Origin of the sequence: Streptomyces sp. NPDC050121, assembly GCF_044460385.1 — a bacterium.
Classification (GTDB): domain Bacteria; phylum Actinomycetota; class Actinomycetes; order Streptomycetales; family Streptomycetaceae; genus Streptomyces; species Streptomyces soliscabiei.
In genome coordinates, this window is the sequence record NZ_JBITJV010000014.1 from 53,293 (window position 1) to 68,815 (window position 15,523).

Consider the following 15,523-nt stretch of genomic DNA (forward strand, 5'->3'; position numbering starts at 1 on the left):
CCCGCCCCGCCCCCCCCCCCCCCCCCCCCCGCGCCCCCCCCCCCGGGGGGGGGGGCCGGGGGGGGGGGCGCCCCCCCGGCGGGGGGCGCCCCCCCCCCCCCCCCCCCCCCCCCCCGCTCCCGTGCGGACGGCGTTGTCGCCGTGTGCGGGGTGCCCTATGCGGTGACTCAGTGGCGGGCACCGCGGCCAGGGTGATGGCGCCATCACATGATCACCGGCCCGCGGCCCTCAACGGCTCTGTGCCGTCGCCGCGTCGGCTGTATCCGCCGACTGGTCCCGATCGTGCGGCTCACATGTCGTCGCCGCATGTCGTCCTTCACCCTCGGGACATGTCGCCGCCGGTGGCTCGGCCGATCCGGGCCGTTCGTGCCGACCGGTGGCCAGGGTCCAGGCGGTGGCGGCGAGTGCGGTCACCGTGAGGGCGGCCGGCATCGCCGTGGTGTGGGATCCGGCGCTGTCGGCTGCCCGGGCGACGGGGTTGGGCAGACCGAGGCGGTCGGCCAGCCAGCCGAGCGCCGCCCTACCGGTGAGCGCCGACTCTGCGGGCGGCGGCGTCCAGAACACGCGCGCGCTGAATGGGAGAACTATCAGCAATGTTGTTGACAGCTCAACGCGTGAGCCTCCGCGCCTGCCCCCGCCGCTTCCTCGGCGTCGAGGCACAGTCCCGACGGGTCGTTGGTGATCGTGCCGTCGGAGTGGACGGTCCACCTCTGGTTGGTGCCGTCGTTGCAGTCCCAGATGATGACCTTGGTGCCGTTGGCGGTGCCGTTGTTGTCGGCGTCCAGGCACTTGTTGCCGTAGACGACGAGCTCGCCGCGTGAGGTCTGTGTGAAGGTCTCGTTCCGTCCGCCGAAGCAGTCCTACAGGGTGGCCTGGGAGCCGTCGGCGATGGTGTTCTTCTCCAGGCCGGCGCAGCGGTTCGAGGCGGCGCCGACCAGGGCGACGCCGTTGGTGCCGGGGACGCCCTGGACGCGGATCGCGCCGATGTCGGGCGCGGTGCCGCCGGAGACTGCGGCGAAGCGCAGGGTGTTGTTGCCCTTGGCCAGGTGCGCCAGTACGGACACGGTCCGGTACGTCGTGGCCGAGCCAGTCGGCGGGAAGGAGACCGCGGACGTGTACTGGCCGTTGACCTGGACGGTCGCCTTACGGGCCGTGCTGCCGCCGTTGGCGTAGGTGATGTCCACCAGCTTGGTGCCCGCCGTTCCGGTCGTGACGGCACTGAACGCGGGCGTGGTGGCCGTGGTCGTGTCCTCGTACGTCGACCCGGACGCCTTGGTGCCGGAGACGGTGAGCAGGACGGCGTCGCCCGCAGGGACGGTGGTGGAGTAACTCGTGGCGTGGGAACCCGCGTTGCCGCCCGCCCACACGTTGCGCACCGACGCGGAGGCGCCGGTCGGACCGAGGTCGGCCCAGCGCACGGTCATGGACGCCGCCGAGGACGAGCGGTTGAGCAGCAACACCGCGCGCTTGCCCGTGTCGGCGAGGACCTTGCCGTACACCTGGAGGTCCCGGGTGTCCTCGGCGACCTTGACGCCCTGCAGTCCGCGTGGGTCCTGGTCGATGGCGATGACCTCGGGGTTGGTGAGGATGTCCCGGGTGGTGGTGCTCGGACAGTCAACTGCCGCCCGTACTGGGTGGAGCGGGTGCACTGATCGCGCACGGGGCACGGTGCACAGGTGGCGGTCGCAAAGTGGATCCGGATCGCGTCCCGGCCGTTGTTGTCCAGCCCTGCCGTCCAGTGTCTGCTCTTGGCGCCGGTCGGGCAGACGGCGTGCCGGGCCTGCCAGTCTCCTGTGCGAGGGGCGAAGGGAGCGGATCAGACCCTCCTCAGCCTGTCGTCCCGACGGGCAGAGCAACAGACCAGAGGCCGTATCGGGTACACCGATACGGCCTCTCGGTCATCTCCCCCGCGGGTGGGGTGGCGGCGTGTGCTGCCACCCCCGGTGCGCCGACCGACCCTCAGAGGGTCGACATCATGATGCACCTGTTCGTGCTGACCGTCGCGGTCGAGGAGATTTCGGCCGCGGAGGCGCTTGACGTATTCACGCCAAGAATGCCGAGGGTGACGACCAGGCCGGCCCCCACGGTCAGTCGACGCATTGTGCTCACGTAAACGGTCCCTCCTTTGTGCCCGGGTGCTTTCGGAGGTTGACCGTACATGATCGTCAGCTTATAGATCTAATCGAACGATAGTCACTGGTTGCGCATTGAATTACCACCGGGTAAGTCGACTGTTCGCCGCAGTAAGGCATGCCTGGTGGGAGTGCCGCCTACCGCCAGCCGCACCTCCGTCAACGCGCTTTCCGCCCGGGTTTTCTCGTCGACGTCATGCGTGCGTTCGGCCAGCGAAACAGCGAACTCCAGTTGTTCCCGCGCCGCGTCGAGCCGGCCGGCGTCCACATGGGCCTGTCCGATGCGCCGCAGCGCCTGTATCTCCTGATGGGCCGCGCCGATCACACGTGCGATGTCGAGGGCTTCGAGGAAATTCCGCAGGGCCTTCTCGGCGTCAGCGGCCTTTCGGTGTGCCTCGCCCAGGCCGATCAGAGTGTCGGCCTGACTCTTTCGGTCGCCGAGGGCGCGGAATTCCGCGAGTGTCTCCTCGTAGAGAGGGAGTGCCGCGGCGGTGTCGCCCGATTCCGTGAGGGCATCGGCCAGGCTGCCGCGTACCGTGGCGCGGTCATGGCGGTTTCCGGCGCGGTCGAGGAACGTCAGCGATTCCTCGAAGGAGCGGCGGGCCGATTCCAGATCTCCGCGACGCATGTACAGGTCGCCGATATTGTTGAGCGTCTTGCCCAGGGCCGCGTGATCGCGTGCCTCGGTGAATCCGCTCAGTGATTTCTCGAAATGTTCGAGCGCGCGGTCGTGTTCCCCGAGAAACAGCAGAGTGACCGCCATGTTGTTGTGCAGACGCGCGCGGTCCAGGGCGTCTCCGGATCGCGCGATGAGGGCGAAGGCCTTCTGGAAGAGGACGAGCGCTGCCCGGTGGTCGCCGAGATGCCAGTTCAGGGTGCCGAGCGCGCGCAGCACCTCGGCCTCCGCCTCCCGGTCGCCGGTCGCACGGGCGATGCTCAGGGCCCGGTCGCCGCTCTCGGCGGCCTCCGGGTAGCGGGCGGTGTGGGCGTGGACGGCGCTGAGATGGAGCAGGGCACGGCACAGCGCGGCCTGCTCGCCGGTGCGGGTCCAGTGGGCCACGGCGGGTTCGAGGACGGTGCGGGCGTCGTGCCAGTGGCACTCCTCGTTGAGGAAACCGGCCATGGCGTAGGCGAGTCGGGCGGCGGCCCCGGGCTCCCCGCGATCGCGGGCGTGGCGCTCCGTGGCCAGGAGGTTCGCGCGCTCGGCGGCCAGCCACGACCGGGCGGTCTCGGCGTCGGCCTCGGCGGCCGCCCGGCGGCGCGGAGCGGCGGAGGCCTGGTCGGGCGGCGGGGCGGGCCTGGTACGGCGGGGGTACGCGAGGCGGTCGGCGCGGTCGGCGGCGCCGGCGTAGAAGTCCATGAGGCGCCGGACGACGTCGGCCCGTTCCTGGTCGGTGTCGTCGGTGAGGGACCTGGAGTGGCCGTACTCGCGCAGCAGGTCGTGGAACCGGTAGCGGTCCGGGATCGGCTCGCGCAGCAGATGCCGGGCCAACAGCGCCTCCAACATCCGTTCCGCGACGGCCGGATGCAGTCCGAGTGCGGCGGCTGCCGCATCGACCGTGAGGTCCGGGCCGGGATGCAGGCCGAGACGGCGGAACGCGGCGCGCTGCTCAGGGGTGAGGGTCCGGTACGTCAGGTCGAGGGCGCGGGCCATGTCCTGATCGGCGTCCCGGATCTCGCCCAGTCTGCCCTCGGCACGGGTCAGCCGATCGGCGAGCGTGGTCAGGGTCCAGGCCGGGTGGGCGCGGAAACGGCTCGCGACCAGTTCGATCGCGAGCGGGAGATGGCCGCATAATCGAACGATCCGGGCGGTCTCCTGGATGTCCAGGGCCCGTTCCTCCCCGGCGAACGCGCGGAACAGGGCGATGGCGTCGTCGGTCGGCAGCACGTCGAGCGGGATGTGCCGGGCGCCCGGCAGGCCGGTCAGGTGGCGTCGGCTGGCGACGATGGTCAGGGAGGCCGAACCGCCCGGCAGCAGCGGGCGGATCTGCTCGGCGCTCACCGCGTCGTCCAGGACGATCACGGCCCGCCGCTCGGCCAGCATGCTCTGCCACAGCGCCGTACGGTCCTCCACCTCGACGGGGATGGTCTCCGCGGGTGTCCCGAGCAGGCGCAGCAGCGTGGCCAGGGCCGCTCCGGGACCGAGCGGTTCGCCGACGGGGGAGTGCCCCCGCAGGTCCAGATACAGCTGGGCGTCGGGGAACCGCTCGGCGAGCCGGTGCGCGGCGTGCACCGCCACGGCGGTCTTGCCGACCCCCGCCATGCCGCTGACGGTGCTCACGGACTCCAGGCTGATCACCCAGCTGTCCTCCGCCGCGGTGTCGACCGCGGCGCTCAGGGCGCGCAGTTCTGCGTGCCGGCCGACCAGGGGCGGCTGATGCGGCAGGTTCCTCGGCGGCCGGGGACGGGACGGCGGCGCAGGCGCGGTCGGGCGGGGCGCGGTCGTCCGGCCCCGGACGAGGTCGGCGACGGGGACGCGATCGAGGATCCCGCGGTGGATGCGGTTCAACTCGGCGCCCGGCCGGGAGCCGTACTGCGTCATCAGCAGCTGACGGGTCTCCTGGTGCACCCGTAGCGCGTCGGTGTACCGGTCGCTGCCGTAGTAGGCGAGCATCAGCTGACCCGCCAGCGTCTCGTCGCCCGGATAGCGGTCGACGAGGCCGCACAGGTCGGCGCTCACCTGTGCGAACCGGCCCAGCCGGAGGGCGGCGGCGATCCGGGAGACGGCGGCGCTCAGCCGTCGTTCCGCCAGGGTCCGGCGCATGGTCTCGGCCCACAGGCCGGGCAGCCCTGCCAGGGCCTCGCCACGCCAGAGGGCTTCGGCCCGGTCGAGGAGGGCCGCGGCCTGCTCGTCGTCACCGTCCGCCGCGCCGGCCCCCGCCCGCGCCACGAGTTGCTGGAATCGGTGCCAGTCGACGGATTCGCGGGCGGCCTCCAGCGTGTAGGTGTGGGCGCGGCTGACGATCCGGGGCGCGCTCGTGGACGGGTCCACCAGCCGCAGCCGTCCGCGCAGCCGTGACACATAGCTGTGGGCGTTCGCGCGGGCGTGCGGCGGCGGTTCGCCGTCCCAGAGCCGGTCCAGAAGCATGTCCAGCGCGACCGGCCGGCCCACGTCCAGTGCCAGCAGGCCCAACAAGGTCCTTTCCTTGTCCGAACCGAGCTCCACGCGTCGACCGTCCACCCGGATGCCCACCGGGCCCAGTACCTGGAATTCCACCAGCGCCTCCCGCTGGTCCGGCCATTTCGACGAACTGGCAGTGGGGAATGTGCATGCCATGGAGCGATGAGCATGACAGGGAGCGGAGGGGGTTCCAAGGTGCCGCCGCGGGCTGGCCGATTCGTTTCCTTGTCATGCGCCCGGCCTTCCCCGCCCGCATCGTCGGGGACGCCGCGCGGGTAGGACCACCTTGATCGATGGAGCGGGCAACCGGTCGGAGGGGGACGAGCGGTATGAGCGCGGCACGCGAGGACGGCCCGGAGAGAGGGAGCAGCAACACCATCGGCGGATCGGCCCGGTTCTACGGACCCACCGTCCAGGCCCGCGACGTCCACGGCGGCATCCAGGTGCAGACCGCCCCGCCTCAACCGCCGCCGACACCCCGTCAACTTCTCCCGGTGCCCGCGCACTTCACCGACCGACGGGAGGAACTGGCCGCCCTGGACCGGCTGCTCACACGGCGTGCGGACACCGCTTCCCGGCAGCCGCTGATCGTGGTCAACGGCCCGGCCGGGATCGGCAAGACCACCCTGGTCTCCCGATGGCTGCGCGGGCATGAATCCGCCTTCCCCGACGGCCAGTTGTACGCCGACCTGCGTGGCCACGCGGCGGACGGACCGGCGGGCCCCGGTGAGATCCTCGGCCGGTTCCTGCGGGCGCTCGGCGCCTGGGCGGTGCCGGTCGACCTGGCGGAGCAGGCCTCCCTGTGGCGGTCCGTCACCGCGGACCTGAGGATCGCCGTCATGCTGGACAACGCCTTCACCGCGGCCCAGATCCGGCCGTTGTTACCGGGCGGTGCCGGCGGTCTGGTCGTCGTGACAAGCCGGCACCGGCTGACCGGACTGCGCCTGGACGGGGCCGACTTCCACCGGTTGCAGGCCCTCGGTCCCGCCGCCGGCGTGGAGCTGTTCATCCGCGGCGTCGGCGAGGGCCGGGTCTGCGGTGAACTGCCCGCGGTCCGTCAGGTCGTGAACCTGTGCGCGGGCCTGCCCCTCGCGGTGTGCCTCGCCGCGGCCCGGCTCGCCGCCCGCCCCGGACAGCCCGTCGCCGCACTCGCGGACGCTCTCAGACCGGACGTAGGCCGCCTGGCCGCGCTGGAAGTCGAAGGGGAGGCCACCGTGCGCAAGGCCCTGGACGCGTCGTACGCGGTGCTGGGCCCCGAGGCCGCCCGGATGTACCGGGCCCTCGGTCTGCTGCCGCTGCCCGACTTCGACTCGCGGACGGCCGCCGCGGCCTGCGGGCAGTCACTGCAGTGGGCGGAACGCCGCCTGGACGAGCTCGTCGAGGCCAGCGTGCTGGAGGACATCGGACCGGACACCTTCCGTTTCCACGACCTCGTCCGGGTCCACGCCCACCACCGTGCGACGACCACCGACACCGAGGCCCACCGGGAACGCGTTCTGCGGCAGGTCGCCGACTGGTACCTGCTGACCGCGACCGAGGCCCAACGCGCCATCACCCCCATCCAATTCACCCTGCCCCGGACCTACGTTCACCCGTCCGCGCTGCCCGCACCCTTCACCGGCGAACCCGGCGCCCTCGCCTGGCTGCACGACCGGCGCGGCCACCTCATGGCGATCCTCCGCCTGGCCGCCGAGCGAGGCTGGCACGCCACCGCCTGGCAACTGGTCGACGCGATGTGGCCGTTGTTCCTTCGGCGGCGCCACTACGACCTGTGGATCGAGGCCCACCGCATCGGCCTCGCGGCCGCCCGCAGCGACGGACACCGGGAGGCGGAACGGCAGATGCTCAACTCCGGGGCCATCGGCCTGAGCGCGGCCCGCCGGATCGACGACGCCACCGAGTGGTACACGCAGTCCCTGTACGCGGCGCGCGACGCCGGGGACGCGCGCGACGAGGGACAGGCGCTGCTCGGCCTCGGCGGCTGCCACTTCGAAGCGGGACGGTTCGCCGAGGCGGTCTCGCACCTGAACCGGGCGGCGCGGATGTGGGAGGAGTGCGGTTATCCGCGCGGGGTGGCCCTCGCCCGGATCGTGCTCGGGGAGGTCGCGCTCGCCGAGCACGACCCCGACCGGGCGGTCACCTGCTTCACCGAGGCCCGCACCGGGCTGCTGGCCGTGGCCGACCCGCACGACGCGGCCCGGGCCCTCGTCTTCCTCGGCCGGGCCCGCGCCCTCACCGGCCACCACGCCACGGGCACCGCGCAGATGGAGGAGGCGCTCGCCGCGTTCACCGCCTCCGGCGCCGTCCACTGGCAGGCCCGCACCCTGGAGATGCTCGGCGACACCGCACGCGAACAGGGCGAGGAGGCGGCCGCGGACGAGTTCCGCGCCCGCGCCCTCGCCCTGTACGAGACCACCAGCCCGGCCGACGCCCGCCGACTGGGGCGGCCGTAGGGCGTGTTCTGGAAAGTCCGGTCCGGCTCGCGCCGCCTTGCGGTGCACTGCAGCAGATGCCGCGAGCCCCGCCCTCCGGGCGAACGACGCCGCTTTTCACAGCACGCCCCCGGCGCGCACGCCGGCGCACTCGTCCTCAGGCGTCGTACAGCACGCGGATGTCCTCGATGTCCGCCAGTGTGTGGCCCGCCACCAGCCAGGCATGCAGACAGGACGCCAACAGGGCGCGGTCCGGCGGCACTTGGCGCGCCAGCCGGACGATCCTCCGGCTCGTGGCCTCGGTGACCGCCCAGCCGCCTCCGGTCAGCGGAGCGGCGGCCAGCCGGCAACCCGGATGGGCGGCCGTGATCTCGCCCAGCCGGCGTGCCGCCTCGGCGAACGGGCGCGGGCACCGTTCGTGCAGCACATCGGCACAGGCCGGCCACCGGGCTTCGGGACCCGGACCGACGTCCACGGCGACGTGCTCGTCCACGCCGGCCACGTGCTCGTCCATGTCGGCCATGGGCCGGTCGGGGCCGGGCGCCGCGCGGCCGACCCGGGCCAGCACGTCATAACTCCGCTGCGCCGACCGTATGCGCAGCGCCAGGTCCGGCGCCGGGCCCCGGCGCGGCCCCCGCGGACAGGGCGGCGGCGCGCACACGCGGACGGACACGAAGCGCATCACGCCGGCACCCCCCGGCGGCCCCGCGCCCAGGTGTCCAGCGGCGGCGGCTCCGGCAGCGGCACGGTCCGCGGTTCATGGGCGGGCTGGCCGAGGCCCAGCAGGCGGTACATGAGCCGCCGCATGTTGCGGTTGAAGCGGCCGGGCTCCGAGGTGAGTCGCGAGGCGATCGCCGCGTACTCCTCCCGCCGGTACTCGGCGGCGGCGTACTGGAGCTGACCGACCAGCGGATGGGTGGGCGACAGCGCGGGCGCGGTCACGGCCAGGGCGGCGGCGGGCGAGGCGGGGTTGATCTCCCGCTCCGGTGAACTGGCCAGCAGGATCGGGGCGTCGGTGAGCGTGCCGTACAGCGTCACCGACCCGTGGTCCCCGATGATCCAGTCCGCGGCGATCAGCACCGCCCGCCAGTCCGCCTCCGGGGGAACGAGCGCGACGCCCCGCTCGGCGCAGCACGCCAGCCAGGCCCTCACCTGCCAGGAACCGTGCCCCGACCACACATTGGGGTGGACGAGGACGACGGACCGGAACCGCCCGGCGGGCAGCTCGGTGATGAGCCGGGGCAGCAGCGTCTCGAACCGGCCGAAGGACGAGCGTGCACCCCAGGTCGAGGCGACGACCACGAGCTTCTCGTCGTTCGAGAGCCCCAGGGCGCTGCGGTACCGGGCGCGCAGCGGCAGGCTCGCCGCGATCCGGTCGTGCGCGGGATCGCCGACCACGTGGGCGAACGGGAGCGCCTCCGGGCAGTGCCGTTCCAGGTCGGCGAGTTCGGCGTGGTGGGGCATCGCCACGGCGGCGGGCAGCCGTCCGCCGGGGGCGAGGTCCTGGCGGCGCAGTCCGGCCACGCCCGTGTGCCGCACCGACACCAGACGCTTCAGATAGCCGGCCCCGTGGGGCAGCGTGATCAACGGCGCGGAGATCTTCTCCACGCCTCGCGGCCCGGCGGCGAGAGCCAGGTCGAACCTCATCCGCACCGCCTCCTCCCACGGCAGCACCGCGCCCCCCAGCCCCTTGAGGAAGCCCGGCACCTCGTCGCCGAAGACGTGCGGCGGCGCCGTGAACACCACCTGCACCCTGAAGTCGGCCTCCAGCAGCGACAGGACGTCCACCAGCCGCTTGCCGTAGGTGAGGGTGTGCACGACGACCAGCACCAGCTTGTGCTCGACGAGCGTCCGCCACTCGCGTTCCTCGACCGACGGCTCCGTACTCTTCCGCAACGCCGACATGAAGTCCCCCGTCGTCCCGTGCGGGCCCGATCCGGCCCGTTCAGCCGGGCGTCTGCCCCTGCCGATGGACGGAAGACCTGCCGGGGCCTTGCGGAAACCTTGCAGCGGCCGTCAGCACCGGCCGCCGGACGTCACAGGAACTCGTGAACGACCTCGATCCTGCCCACCACATGAGCGTTGAACTCGGCCAACTCCTCGGCCGGTACCCACAGTTCGAGGATCGTCCGTCCGCCCGCCTGCCGGACCGGATACCTGCGCAGGAACTCCGAGTCGACCTCGAACCGGGTGACGTAGCCCGCGCCGTCGTGCTTGACGTTCCAGTCCCGGGCGATCCTGACGGCGTACTCCTCGTTGAGGACCGGGTAGAAGATCGGCTGCTCGGGGAGGCGGGGCGGCCAGGCGCGCCAGTCGAGGTCGCGCACCAACTCCAGCTCCTTGGGGCCGGTGGGGCGCCACAGGGTGGTGGTGGCTCGGTGCTGCCTGGTCACGGGAATCGCTCTCCGGGTGCGGCGACCGCCGGTGCGGCCGGTGACGGGCTCCGACGGTAGCGACCGGCCCGGCACGGCGGCCACCGACTTTCCGCGCACGTCACGGCTGCCGCCGTCCCCGGCGTGCGACGACCTCGGTGAGGTAGCCGCGCAGCATCGCCTTCGCCTCGTCCAGCAGGTCGGAGTCACCCTGCGGGGCGCGCCGGAAGGCCTCCTGGGCGAGGGCGTCGGCGGCGAGGATCGCGGCATGGCAGGCCCGCGCGAGCGCCTCGTCGTCGGGGGCCACGCCCAGAGCGAGCAGGACCCGGCGGATCCCGTCGGCCATCCGGCGCTTGTGCTCGCGGTCCGCCGCCCGTGTCCGCTCGGTCAGTCCGCTGCCGAACCACAGGGCGCGGAAGCCGTGTTCGGTGCGGTACACCCCGGCGTACGTGTCGATCAGGACGCCCACGGGATCGTCCCACCGCTCCCTGGACGCGGTCCCCACCAGGTCGTCCATGACGCCTTCCAGGCGCGCGAAGTAGCCCGCCGCCAGGGCGTCGATGATCGCCCCACGATCGGGGAGGTACTGGTACAGCGAGCCGACCGACACCTTCGCCTCGGCCGCGACCCGCGTCGTGGTGAGCGCCTCGACGCCCTCGCCGATCAGGATGCGCTCGGCGGCCTCCAGCACCAGGGCCAGACGGGCCCTGCTGCGCGCCTGCCGGGGAGTGCGGCGCAGGGGAGCGCCACCGTCGGGACTCGCGCTCGCCTGGACCAAGGAGCTGCCTCCAACCTGAACGTGACATTGTTTCAGGTTTACGCTACCTTCGCGCCCATGACCGCCTCAAGTTCGGCGCTGGCCGATGAGCGGGCCGCCGTGGCGGACGCCTGCCGGCGCCTGGGGGCCGAAGGCCTCCTCATCGGCACGGCAGGGAACGTGAGCGTGCGCGTCGAGGACCGGGTCGCGATCACCGCGACCGGAGCGGTCCTCGCCCGGCTCACCCCGGATCAGGTGACCGTGGTCGACCTCGACGCGAACCTCGTCGCCGGGACCCTCCGGCCGACCTCCGAACTGGAGCTCCACCTCGGTGTCTACCGCCGCTACGGGACCGGCGCGGTCGTCCACACCCACGCTCCGATGGCCACCGCCGTCTCCTGCGTTCTCGACGAACTGCCGTGTATCCACTACCAGTTGCTCGCCCTCGGCGGCACCGTGCGGGTCGCGCCGTACGCCACCTTCGGCACCCCCGAACTCGCCGAGTCGGTGATCGCCGCGCTCGACGGCCGCAGCGCCGCCCTGATGGCGAACCACGGCGCGCTCACCCACGCCACGACGCTCGACAAGGCCGTGGAGAACGCCCTGCTCCTCGAATGGGCCTGCGGCGTCTACCAGCGCGCGGCAGCCATGGGCCGTCCCCGCGTCCTCGACGAACAGCAGCAACTCGCCGTGATCGAGGCGGCGATCGCCCGCGACTACGGCACCACCCACCCCGTACCACCCGCACAGGACGAAGAGCCGACGAAGGGGGAAGGCAGATGAAGGTCTTCACGATGGGCGTGCACGTGCTGGACGTGCTGGTACGGCCCGTGGAGGAGATACCCGAGGGGCAGGGCGCGACCCTGGTCGAGGACATCCGGATGACCGCCGCCGGAACGGCCGGCGGCACCGCCCTCACCCTGGCCAAGCTGGGCGCCGAGGTACGCAGCGCCGGCGCCGTCGGCTCCGACCCGACCGGCGACATGCTGGTGCAACTGCTCGGCCGGGCGGGCGTCGACACCGAGTTCCTCGTCCGTCGCACCGACACCGCCACCTCCGCGAGCGTCCTGCCGATCCGGCCCAACGGCGACCGCCCCTCGCTGCACCTCCTCGGCGCGAACATCACCTACGGCCTCGACGACGTCCCCTGGGACGCCCTCGCCGAGGCGACCCATCTGCACCTCGGCGGACCGGAGTTGATCGGCGTCGACGTCGCGACGCGCATCCTGTCGTACGCCAGGGAACACGGCGTCGTCACCTCCGTGGACCTGCTCGCGCCCGGCGTCCTCGGCAGCTTCGAGCAGATCGAGGCGGCCCTGCCGTACATCGACCATCTGCTGCCCAACGAGGACCAGGTTCTCGGCTTCACCGGCGAGAGCGACCTGCTGTCGGGCGCGCGCAGGCTTCTCGACGCCGGAGCGGGCGTCGTCGCCGTCACCCGCGGCGCCGAGGGCGCGCTCGTGGTGACGGCCGACGGCGCGGAACCCGTCCCCGCCTTCGTCGTCGACGTCGTCGACACCACCGGGTGCGGAGACGCCTTCTCGGCGGGGTATCTGCGGGGGGTCGCTCTGGGACGTACACCGAGTGATGCGGCGGTACTGGGGAGTGCGGCTGCCGCGCTGGTCGCGCAGGGGCTCGGCAGTGATCACGGTGACTTCGATCTGGCGGGGGCCGAGGCGTTCGCCTCGTCTGCCAAGTCCCATGCGTGAGCGGGTACGGCGCCGTGGGGGCCGGTCGCGCCCACACGGCGGAACCGCACAGGTCACAACCCCGCGCCCCTAGGATTCCCGGCCGTATCCATGGAAGCCCCGGCCCGACTTCCGGCCCAGCAGGTGTTCTCGACGCCCGGATGTCCGCCGAGGCCATGGACCCGAGGGCCTGGCCGACCTCGCCTCCATGTTCAGCGGAGCCCCCCGGGTGGTACGCCACGAACAGGCGGGCGCCGGGCACCACACGAGCGTCGGCCGTACCGCTGCGGCCTACCACCTGAATGCCCTCGCCTTCGTCGAGGAGCGCTCGCTGGGTGTGAGGCGCTGTCGACGGAGAAGGGGACGTGGGGATGAGTGAGGCTTCGAACACCGCTCTGCTGCTCGTACGGGTCGTTCTCGGCGTGGTGATGGTGGCCCACGGCTGGAACCACTGGCGCGGCGGAGGGGGCATCACCGGCACGGCGGGCTGGTTCGGCGGCCTCGGCCTCACCCGGCCGCGACTGCAGGCCTGGCTGAGCGTGCTGACCGAACTGGGCGCCGGGGCCTTGCTGCTGGCGGGCCTCCTCACACCGTTGGCCTGCGCGGCCGTGCTGTCCGTGATGCTGGTGGCCGGGCTGCTCGCGCACCGGCGCAACGGGTTCTTCGTGTTCAAGGAGGGCTACGAGTACGTCCTCGTCCTGGGCGTCCTCGCGGTGGCGCTGGGGGCGTGGGGGCCGGGGGAGTACGCGATCGACGAGGCCGCGGACATCGCCGTGACCGGATGGGCGGGCGCCGGGGTGGTGCTCGGAGTGGGCATCGTCGCGACGGCCGGCCTCCTGGCCGTGTTCTGGCGCCCGCAGAAGACAACGTGAGGCCGCGGGGGCCGGGTTGAGGCGGTGTCCCCGATGCTCCCCGCTCAGCAGGTCCGCGCGGACGGGGCCTCGGCACCCGGCTCATCCGCGCGGTCGCCGACGGCATCCGCGACCGCGGCGACACCCCGTTCCTGCACGCCGCCGTGGACAACACCCCGGCGATCCGCCGCTACGAATCCCTCGGCTTCACCCTGCGCCGCCGCTCGACCATCGCGTCGTTGCACACACCAGGAACATCCGGTGAGGCCGGGGCGTTGTGACTGTTGACGAGATGTGTGAGGCGCCGTCAGGCGCCCGGCGAAGGAGGGGGCGGGCCGTGATCCACATATGCCATGCCGTGCACCTCCACTCCCGGCCCCACATCGACCTCCAGCGCGTGGCCGGCGCGCTCTGTAGCTCCTGAAACCTCCCCCAGCCTTCGGCCGGGGAACCCTCAGCTCGCTGCGCTCCCCACCGCTCCGCCCTCTTCCGGCGCGGGCCGGCGCTCTCGTACGGACCTCCAGGAAGGCACCCTCGTGTCCTCGACCCCCTCCTCTTCCCCTCTGCACCTCGCCGTCGCGCTGGACGGCACCGGCTGGCACCCCGCCTCCTGGCGTGAGCCCGTCGCCCGCCCCCGTGAGCTGTTCACCGCCGGATACTGGGCCGGCCTGGTCGCCGAGGCCGAGCGCGGCCTGCTCGACTTCGTGACCATAGAGGACGGCCTCGGCCCGCAGTCCTCGCACTTCCTGGACCCGGACGACCGCACCGACCAGGTCCGCGGCCGTCTCGACGCCGTCCTCATCGCCTCGCGCATCGCCCCGCTCACCCGTCATATCGGCCTGGTCCCGACCGTGGTGGCCACCCACACCGAGCCGTTCCACCTGTCCAAGGCGATCGCCACCCTCGACTACGTCAGCTCCGGCCGCGCGGGCCTGCGCGTCCAGATCACCGCCCGCCCCGCCGACGCCGCCCACTTCGGCCGCCGCACGATCCCTCGCATCGAGGCCTACGACGCCCCGGACACCCAGGAGTTGGTGGCCGACCTGTTCGACGAGGCCGCCGATTACGTCGAGGTCGTCCGCCGCCTCTGGGACAGCTGGGAGGACGACGCGGAGATCCGGGACGTGGCCACGGGCCGCTTCATCGACCGCGACAAGCTCCACTACATCGACTTCGAGGGCCGCCACTTCAGCGTCAAGGGCCCCTCCATCACGCCGCGTCCGCCGCAGGGCCAGCCCCTGGTCACCGCCCTCGCCCACGACACGATCCCCTACCGCCTGGTGGCCCGCGCCGCCGATGTCGGCTACGTCACCCCGCACGACACCGCCCACGCCCGGGCGATCGTCGCCGAGATCCGCGCCGAACAGCAGACGGCGGGGCGGGCCGCCGAGCCGCTGCACATCTTCGGGGACCTGGTCGTCCTCCTCGACGACGACCCGGCCGAGGCCGCCGCCCGCCGCGACCGCCTCGACGCCCTCGCCGGCGAGGAGTACACCGGCGACGCTTGCATATTCGCCGGCACGCCCGCCCAACTCGCCGATCTGCTACAGGAGTTGCAGGCGAGTACGGCCGCCGTGCCGACCAGTTGCTGATCCTGCCCGCCGCGAGCTTCGTCCTCGCGGACACCGACGCCGAGGCCGAGGAGCTCGCCAAGCACGTGCGCCGCCAGCAGGTCAGCGGCGCGACCGCCCTCAAACACCTGGAGTTCGTCTGGAACAGGGACCTGTCCGGCTACGACCCGGAGGGGCCCCTGCCCGACATCGACCCCGACCTCGGCGAGAAGCACATCGCCCGAGGGCGCGCCCAGGTCCGTATGTACCGCGACCCGCTCGCCACCGCCCGCGAGTGGCGGGAACTCGCGGAGGCGAACAACTGGTCGATCCGTGAGCTGGTCATCGAGACCGGCAACCGCCAGAACTTCGTGGGCTCCCCGGCGACCGTCGCCCGGACGATCAACGAGTACGTCCAGGCCGACGCCGCGGACGGCTTCATCCTCGTCCCGCACATCACCCCGAGCGGCCTCGACGCGTTCGCCGACAAGGTCGTCCCCCTCCTCCAGGAACAGGGCGTCTTTCGCACCGAGTACGAGGGCGCCACGCTCCGGGACCACCTCGGTCTCGCCCACCCCGGCACGGCGGGGGCGGCCCAGCGGGCGGCCTCGTAGGAGCAC

The 15,523-nt window shown here is 72.6% G+C and carries 14 protein-coding genes and 3 pseudogenes; 8 read left to right on the forward strand and 9 right to left on the reverse strand.

The genetic code is table 11. The features are described from left to right. Positions 1-228: 228 nt before the first annotated feature. The 5 genes and pseudogenes from ACIBTS_RS22185 to ACIBTS_RS22205 all read right to left on the reverse strand — a co-directional run bounded on the left by ACIBTS_RS22185 (position 229) and on the right by ACIBTS_RS22205 (position 5,349). Complete coding sequence (locus ACIBTS_RS22185) at positions 229-564, reverse strand: hypothetical protein (protein ID WP_399321495.1); 336 nt, start codon at positions 562-564, stop codon at positions 229-231. 23 nt (positions 565-587) lie between these two features. Continuing rightward, positions 588-848, reverse strand: a pseudogene (locus ACIBTS_RS22190) (ricin-type beta-trefoil lectin domain protein); the annotation flags it as partial. A 12-nt stretch (positions 849-860) separates the two neighbouring features. Beyond that, entirely contained in the window at positions 861-1,499 is a 639-nt protein-coding gene (locus ACIBTS_RS22195; protein WP_399321720.1) for a hypothetical protein, read from the reverse strand. Beyond that, on the reverse strand, positions 1,421-1,726 hold the full coding sequence (locus ACIBTS_RS22200) for a hypothetical protein (RefSeq protein ID WP_399321722.1): 306 nt from the start codon (positions 1,724-1,726) through the stop codon (positions 1,421-1,423). The genes ACIBTS_RS22195 and ACIBTS_RS22200 overlap by 79 nt, the downstream gene beginning before the upstream one ends. Positions 1,727-2,193: 467 nt before the next feature. After that, the gene (locus ACIBTS_RS22205) at positions 2,194-5,349 is read right to left on the reverse strand and encodes an AfsR/SARP family transcriptional regulator (RefSeq protein ID WP_399321497.1); all 3,156 of its coding nucleotides are present in this window, start codon (positions 5,347-5,349) and stop codon (positions 2,194-2,196) included. 233 nt (positions 5,350-5,582) lie between these two features. Between ACIBTS_RS22205 and ACIBTS_RS22210 the strand changes: the two genes are divergently transcribed. Then, positions 5,583-7,706, forward strand: coding sequence for a tetratricopeptide repeat protein (locus ACIBTS_RS22210; protein ID WP_399321498.1), 2,124 nt, complete (start codon positions 5,583-5,585; stop codon positions 7,704-7,706). Positions 7,707-7,842: 136 nt separating this feature from the next. Here ACIBTS_RS22210 and ACIBTS_RS22215 read toward each other — a convergent pair whose 3' ends face one another. The 4 genes from ACIBTS_RS22215 to ACIBTS_RS22230 form a co-directional block, all read right to left on the reverse strand. Then, on the reverse strand, positions 7,843-8,367 hold the full coding sequence (locus ACIBTS_RS22215) for a hypothetical protein (protein ID WP_399321499.1): 525 nt from the start codon (positions 8,365-8,367) through the stop codon (positions 7,843-7,845). Further along, positions 8,367-9,590: a hypothetical protein gene (locus ACIBTS_RS22220; protein WP_399321501.1), complete on the reverse strand. Its 1,224-nt coding sequence runs from the start codon at positions 9,588-9,590 to the stop codon at positions 8,367-8,369. Before ACIBTS_RS22220 ends, ACIBTS_RS22215 begins: the two co-directional genes overlap by 1 nt. A gap of 131 nt (positions 9,591-9,721) precedes the next feature. After that, entirely contained in the window at positions 9,722-10,078 is a 357-nt protein-coding gene (locus ACIBTS_RS22225) for a hypothetical protein (RefSeq protein ID WP_334575036.1), read from the reverse strand. A gap of 100 nt (positions 10,079-10,178) precedes the next feature. Beyond that, positions 10,179-10,835, reverse strand: a complete 657-nt coding sequence (locus ACIBTS_RS22230) for a TetR family transcriptional regulator (RefSeq protein WP_399321503.1) — start codon at positions 10,833-10,835, stop codon at positions 10,179-10,181. Positions 10,836-10,892: 57 nt separating this feature from the next. On the opposite strand from ACIBTS_RS22230, the gene ACIBTS_RS22235 reads away from it, so the two are divergent. From ACIBTS_RS22235 to ACIBTS_RS22265, 7 genes and pseudogenes are all read left to right on the forward strand, one after another. Then, complete coding sequence (locus ACIBTS_RS22235) at positions 10,893-11,597, forward strand: class II aldolase/adducin family protein (protein ID WP_399321505.1); 705 nt, start codon at positions 10,893-10,895, stop codon at positions 11,595-11,597. Further along, on the forward strand, positions 11,594-12,523 hold the full coding sequence (locus ACIBTS_RS22240; RefSeq protein WP_319677044.1) for a carbohydrate kinase family protein: 930 nt from the start codon (positions 11,594-11,596) through the stop codon (positions 12,521-12,523). The genes ACIBTS_RS22235 and ACIBTS_RS22240 overlap by 4 nt, the downstream gene beginning before the upstream one ends. A gap of 350 nt (positions 12,524-12,873) precedes the next feature. Further along, positions 12,874-13,374, forward strand: a complete 501-nt coding sequence (locus ACIBTS_RS22245; RefSeq protein ID WP_079658148.1) for a DoxX family protein — start codon at positions 12,874-12,876, stop codon at positions 13,372-13,374. Between the two features lie 68 nt (positions 13,375-13,442). Then, positions 13,443-13,634 (forward strand): annotated as a pseudogene (locus ACIBTS_RS22250) (GNAT family N-acetyltransferase); the annotation flags it as partial. An 11-nt stretch (positions 13,635-13,645) separates the two neighbouring features. Next, on the forward strand, positions 13,646-13,777 hold the full coding sequence (locus ACIBTS_RS22255) for a putative leader peptide (RefSeq protein ID WP_399321506.1): 132 nt from the start codon (positions 13,646-13,648) through the stop codon (positions 13,775-13,777). A gap of 112 nt (positions 13,778-13,889) precedes the next feature. Then, entirely contained in the window at positions 13,890-14,945 is a 1,056-nt protein-coding gene (locus ACIBTS_RS22260) for an LLM class flavin-dependent oxidoreductase (RefSeq protein WP_399321508.1), read from the forward strand. Next, a pseudogene (locus ACIBTS_RS22265) lies at positions 14,912-15,517 on the forward strand (F420-dependent methylene-tetrahydromethanopterin reductase); the annotation flags it as partial. The gene ACIBTS_RS22260 and the pseudogene ACIBTS_RS22265, both read left to right, overlap by 34 nt. Between the last annotated feature and the right edge of the window lie 6 nt (positions 15,518-15,523).

What these genes read in the sequence shown, in the direction of transcription:
- ACIBTS_RS22215 (WP_399321499.1), bottom strand. Translation starts at nt 8,367, where the DNA reads ATGCGCTTCGTGTCCGTCCGCGTGTGCGCGCCGCCGCCCTGTCCGCGG.
- ACIBTS_RS22235 (WP_399321505.1), top strand. Translation starts at nt 10,893, where the DNA reads ATGACCGCCTCAAGTTCGGCGCTGGCCGATGAGCGGGCCGCCGTGGCG.
- ACIBTS_RS22245 (WP_079658148.1), top strand. Translation starts at nt 12,874, where the DNA reads ATGAGTGAGGCTTCGAACACCGCTCTGCTGCTCGTACGGGTCGTTCTC.
- ACIBTS_RS22210 (WP_399321498.1), top strand. Translation starts at nt 5,583, where the DNA reads ATGAGCGCGGCACGCGAGGACGGCCCGGAGAGAGGGAGCAGCAACACC.
- ACIBTS_RS22255 (WP_399321506.1), top strand. Translation starts at nt 13,646, where the DNA reads ATGTGTGAGGCGCCGTCAGGCGCCCGGCGAAGGAGGGGGCGGGCCGTG.
- ACIBTS_RS22240 (WP_319677044.1), top strand. Translation starts at nt 11,594, where the DNA reads ATGAAGGTCTTCACGATGGGCGTGCACGTGCTGGACGTGCTGGTACGG.
- ACIBTS_RS22220 (WP_399321501.1), bottom strand. Translation starts at nt 9,590, where the DNA reads ATGTCGGCGTTGCGGAAGAGTACGGAGCCGTCGGTCGAGGAACGCGAG.